At 64.1% G+C, this 3,717-nt stretch carries 5 protein-coding genes and 1 pseudogene; 2 read left to right on the top strand and 4 right to left on the bottom strand.

Annotated features, from left to right (window positions below; genetic code table 11):
• Positions 1–447: pseudogene (locus tag EOA28_RS28450) on the bottom strand (porin family protein); the annotation flags it as partial.
• A gap of 121 nt (positions 448–568) precedes the next feature.
• Here EOA28_RS28450 and EOA28_RS28455 point away from each other — a divergent pair.
• Both EOA28_RS28455 and EOA28_RS28460 read left to right on the top strand, forming a co-directional pair.
• On the top strand, positions 569–865 hold the full coding sequence (locus tag EOA28_RS28455; protein WP_127251811.1) for a hypothetical protein: 297 nt from the start codon (positions 569–571) through the stop codon (positions 863–865).
• A complete protein-coding gene (locus EOA28_RS28460; RefSeq protein WP_127386293.1) occupies positions 852–1,817 on the top strand; it encodes an AraC family transcriptional regulator in 966 nt (321 codons plus the stop codon). Before EOA28_RS28455 ends, EOA28_RS28460 begins: the two co-directional genes overlap by 14 nt.
• 220 nt (positions 1,818–2,037) lie before the next feature.
• On the opposite strand, the gene EOA28_RS28465 is transcribed toward EOA28_RS28460, so the two are convergent.
• The 3 genes from EOA28_RS28465 to EOA28_RS28475 all read right to left on the bottom strand — a co-directional run.
• Positions 2,038–2,322 carry a photosystem reaction center subunit H gene (locus EOA28_RS28465; RefSeq protein ID WP_095815885.1) on the bottom strand — a complete coding sequence of 95 codons (285 nt, stop codon included), beginning with the start codon at positions 2,320–2,322 and terminating at the stop codon, positions 2,038–2,040.
• Between the two features lie 223 nt (positions 2,323–2,545).
• Positions 2,546–2,869 carry a DUF2934 domain-containing protein gene (locus tag EOA28_RS28470; protein ID WP_127251809.1) on the bottom strand — a complete coding sequence of 108 codons (324 nt, stop codon included), beginning with the start codon at positions 2,867–2,869 and terminating at the stop codon, positions 2,546–2,548.
• A 78-nt stretch (positions 2,870–2,947) separates the two neighbouring features.
• Positions 2,948–3,717, bottom strand: a 770-nt coding sequence (locus EOA28_RS28475) for an enolase C-terminal domain-like protein (RefSeq protein WP_128315519.1), incomplete at its 5' end; no start/stop codon positions are given.

The raw sequence follows: 3,717 nt of genomic DNA on the forward strand, positions 1-3,717 counted from the left end.
GTCCCAAGCGTGGCCCAGCCGCGCGCGAACGGTGCCGAGATATTTGAGATCCACGTCGCCATTGAAGATCTCGGTGCCGTCCACCGAGGCCGTAACCGAAGCGCCGTAGCTGGACGCGGCAATATCCGCCACCGCACCGATCACCCAGCGGTCGGCGAACTGCCAGTCATAGCCTGCCTGGATGCCGCCGAGGAAGCCGCTCGCGGAAATCTCGAACGCGCCGTTGATCGGCGGCGGGTTTCCGTCGGCAAAGATCTGCCGCGAATTGAGCTTCATGTCGCCAACCGCAAACGAACCGAACCCGCCGAGATAGGGCCCCGTCCAGCTGAAGCTCTCCTCAGTCGGCGGCATCGGGGCCGCTTCCGGGGCGAGCGCATCGGCCGCGAAAGCGCTGCCGGTGGCAAGAACGATCGCCATGGCGGCCATGGACGTGGGTATGATCTTCATCGGATACGTTCCTCGTTGAATTGCCAGTTTCGAAATTGCGTCCACATTCCTTCCCGCCCATGCATGAGCGGGCTCCGGGGCCGTCAGCCAATCTGCGAAGACATGTCCGCGCATTGCGGACATGAAAATCGAGTACCACCCCTTCAACGCACCGCTAGCAGAGAAAATCCGGGTGCGTGTGGCGGATACGGAAGTCAAAATTGCAATAACGGAACAGTTGTTGTTCCGGAATTTCTGTCTTGCAAATTTGTCACACTTAACTCACTTTCCGAAAGCTGAGAGGCCATTCTGGATTCGGGCTCAAACCAGGGCGGAAATGGTGTTTCTCAAGCGCCAACGGACAGGCAAAGGCCAATTGCGGGCAGGCGCCGTCCAACTCCAGGCAGTCTTCGACAGGGAGCACGATGGCGAGCGCTGATCGGGTGGCTACATTCTCGGCGGACGACATTCCCGAAGATCAACGGGACGAGTTCATTCGCGATTTCTACGGTCGCATCCAGATGCGGTTGGACATCACGCCGCGGGCCGACACGGCTCTCAAATTCTCTGCCCGCACCCTGATCCTGCCCGAGATGAATCTCACCAAGGGCAACGTCTCTCCCATGGTCTGGGAGCGCAACAGCGGGCTGATGGCCGACGGCAACGACGATATCATCCTATCCTGGAACAAGGGCGGCTACCGCTTCACCATGCCTGGGCGTGGCGATTTCAGCACCGATCCCGGCACCGCGGCGATCCTGCCGATGGACCGCCGCTACTCGGTCGCCAGCGAGGATTCGCAATGGACCATGGCGCTTCAGTTCAAGCGCTCGCTGCTGGTCCCGCTGGTGAAGAACCTCGATGATGTGCGTCCCGACAGTCTCGGCCGGACGCTCCCGGCCCACCGACTGCTGTTCGATTACCTCTGGTCGCTCCTGCATATCGAGGAGCCCGAGACGCTCGCGCCTCTTGCTTCCCGCCATATCACCGACCTTCTTGCCGTTTCCTTCGGTGGGATGGAGGCCCATACGCATCCCCCTGGTGTCCGCGCCGCAAGACTTGCGGCCATCAAGCAGCACATCGCCCGCAATCTGACCGATCCCGGGCTCAGCGCCGGGCAGATATCGCGCAAGTTCGGTATCAGCGAGCGCTATGTCCGCCAGCTCTTTGCCGGGGAGGGCACAAGCTTTTCCGACTATGTCAACGGGGAGCGGCTCGCCTATGTCCATAGCTGCCTCACCGACCGCCGACAGTTGCTGCGGCGCATCGCCGACATTGCATTTGAGGTCGGCTTCAACGAGCCATCCACCTTCTATCGGCAGTTCCGGCTGCGCTACGGCATGACGCCGACGGAAGTTCGTGCCCTGACCGAGAAGGGCGATAGTGGCTGAAGAGCCGGGGCTCGCTGCCGCATCTTCGTCCGAAGCGGCGCATCGGCTTGTTTGCCCGCAGCCTGATTTCTGCGCAGCGGCTATTTTTCCACGCCAGCGTCTCGTTGAGCACGGCGCCAGGTGGAGCCGCCGAGCGCCAGCTGCTTCGCGCCGCCTCCAAAAAAAACCCGGCAATTGCCGGGTCGGGTTCGTCTCATTCATTTCACCAGGCGCTTGCGCCTCAGTCGCGATGCTCCGGCATCGCCTTCAACTGGTCCTTCGTCCAGCTGGTGACGGCGTGGACGTCGCCGTCCTCGTCGCGCATGAAATCGAGCTGGCTGGCGGTGACGGCCACCGGCTTGGCGCCGATGCCGAGAAAGCCGCCGACATCGATGACGACCTGGCTGCCGTGCAGGTGGTCGACCGAGCCGATCTTCTCGTCATCGGGGCCGTAGATGGTCGCGCCTTCGAGGATGGCGGGCGTGAGCTCGGCATTGGTCAGTCTTACGTGGCTGGTGTGGTCCATGGCGCATCTCCTGTGGGTGTACAGGAGGAACCGTCGATGCGGCCGAGGGTTCCGCCGATGGAGCGAAAAGCGAGCGCTGCTCAGCGAAGCGCTGGCCATCCCATCACGAGGATGAGGACGAGCGCGACCAGCGCGCTTGAGAGCGCACGCCGGGCGCGGGCGCCGGGGGCGTGTCCTGGGCATGCCCGTGGTTCTCACCGCGGATAGGTTGGTTGCCGGCTCGTCAGCTGCCTCGCTTCGCCTTGAGACTCCGCGCCGCCTCCTCGATCGCCGCGCGATCGTTGCCCAGTCGGTCGAGCAGCTCCTGCGCCTCCTCGCCCGAAATGCCTGTGTGCATGGCAAGCGCCTCCACCGTCAGCACATCCGCGCTGTCGATCTCGCGCGTTTCGGGCAGCGCGTCATCCGCAGTCAGCGGCAGGGCGGCCTCGCGGTCGATCTCCATCTCGGCCTGTTGCCAGTGCCGTTCGTGATTGCCGAGGATGCCGCCCTCGCGTTGAAAGATCTCATAGGCGCGCTGCCTGATCTTCTCGGTCCGATCGTCGTCCATCGCCGTTCCTCCTTGCGTGTCACAAGAACGCGGGACAGGGCGGAACGATCCGTATCGTTCACGAAGTGATCGACCGACCTACGGCCTGTAAATCGCGACCGGCTTGCCGAACATGCCGGGCTCGGGTTTCACGCCCAGCCCCGGCCGCTGCGGCACGGCGATGTGGCCTTGCCTGATGACGACCGGCTGCTCCTGGTCGAAATGGCCCTTGATATATTCCTGGGCGATCCAGGCGCCTTCCATGCGGCGGGGCTCGACGGTGGCGGCAAGATGCACGCAGGCCGCCGCGATGACGTCGCCGCCCCAGGCGTCGTCGCAGCTATGCGGCAGCGAGCGGATGGCGCAGAGGTCGCGCACCGTGGTCATCCTGGTCAGGCCGCCGAGGCGCGTGACCTTGAAGCCGAAGCCGTCCGCGATGCCGAGCGAGATCGCTCTCAGCACCGCGTTCTGGTCCTCGGTGCTCTCGTCGAGATAGACCGGGTGCGTGAGGCGGCCTTTCAGCGTCGCGATCTCGTCCATCGTGTTGCAGGGCTGCTCGAAGACAAAGGGGATCGCCTGGCAGAGCCGGTCGAGATGGAGCGCGGCGGCCACTGTCAGGCCCCGGTTGCCGTCGACTGCCAGCCGGGCCTTGTAGCCGACCGCTTCCCAGACCTTGCGCACAACGGCCACGTCCTCTTCCAAATCGCGCCCGCCGATCTTCACTTGCAGGCGCGGATAGCCGGCCTTCACCTTGTCGGCGGCGATCCGCGCTGTCTCCTCCGGCGCCCCGACGATCAGCGAATAATAGGCCGGCACCCGGTCGGTCAGCGCCCCGCCCAACAGCGTCGAGACCGGCACGCCGAGCTTTT

This window comes from Mesorhizobium sp. M2A.F.Ca.ET.067.02.1.1, from assembly GCF_004023285.1.
Classification (GTDB): Bacteria; Pseudomonadota; Alphaproteobacteria; order Rhizobiales; family Rhizobiaceae; genus Mesorhizobium.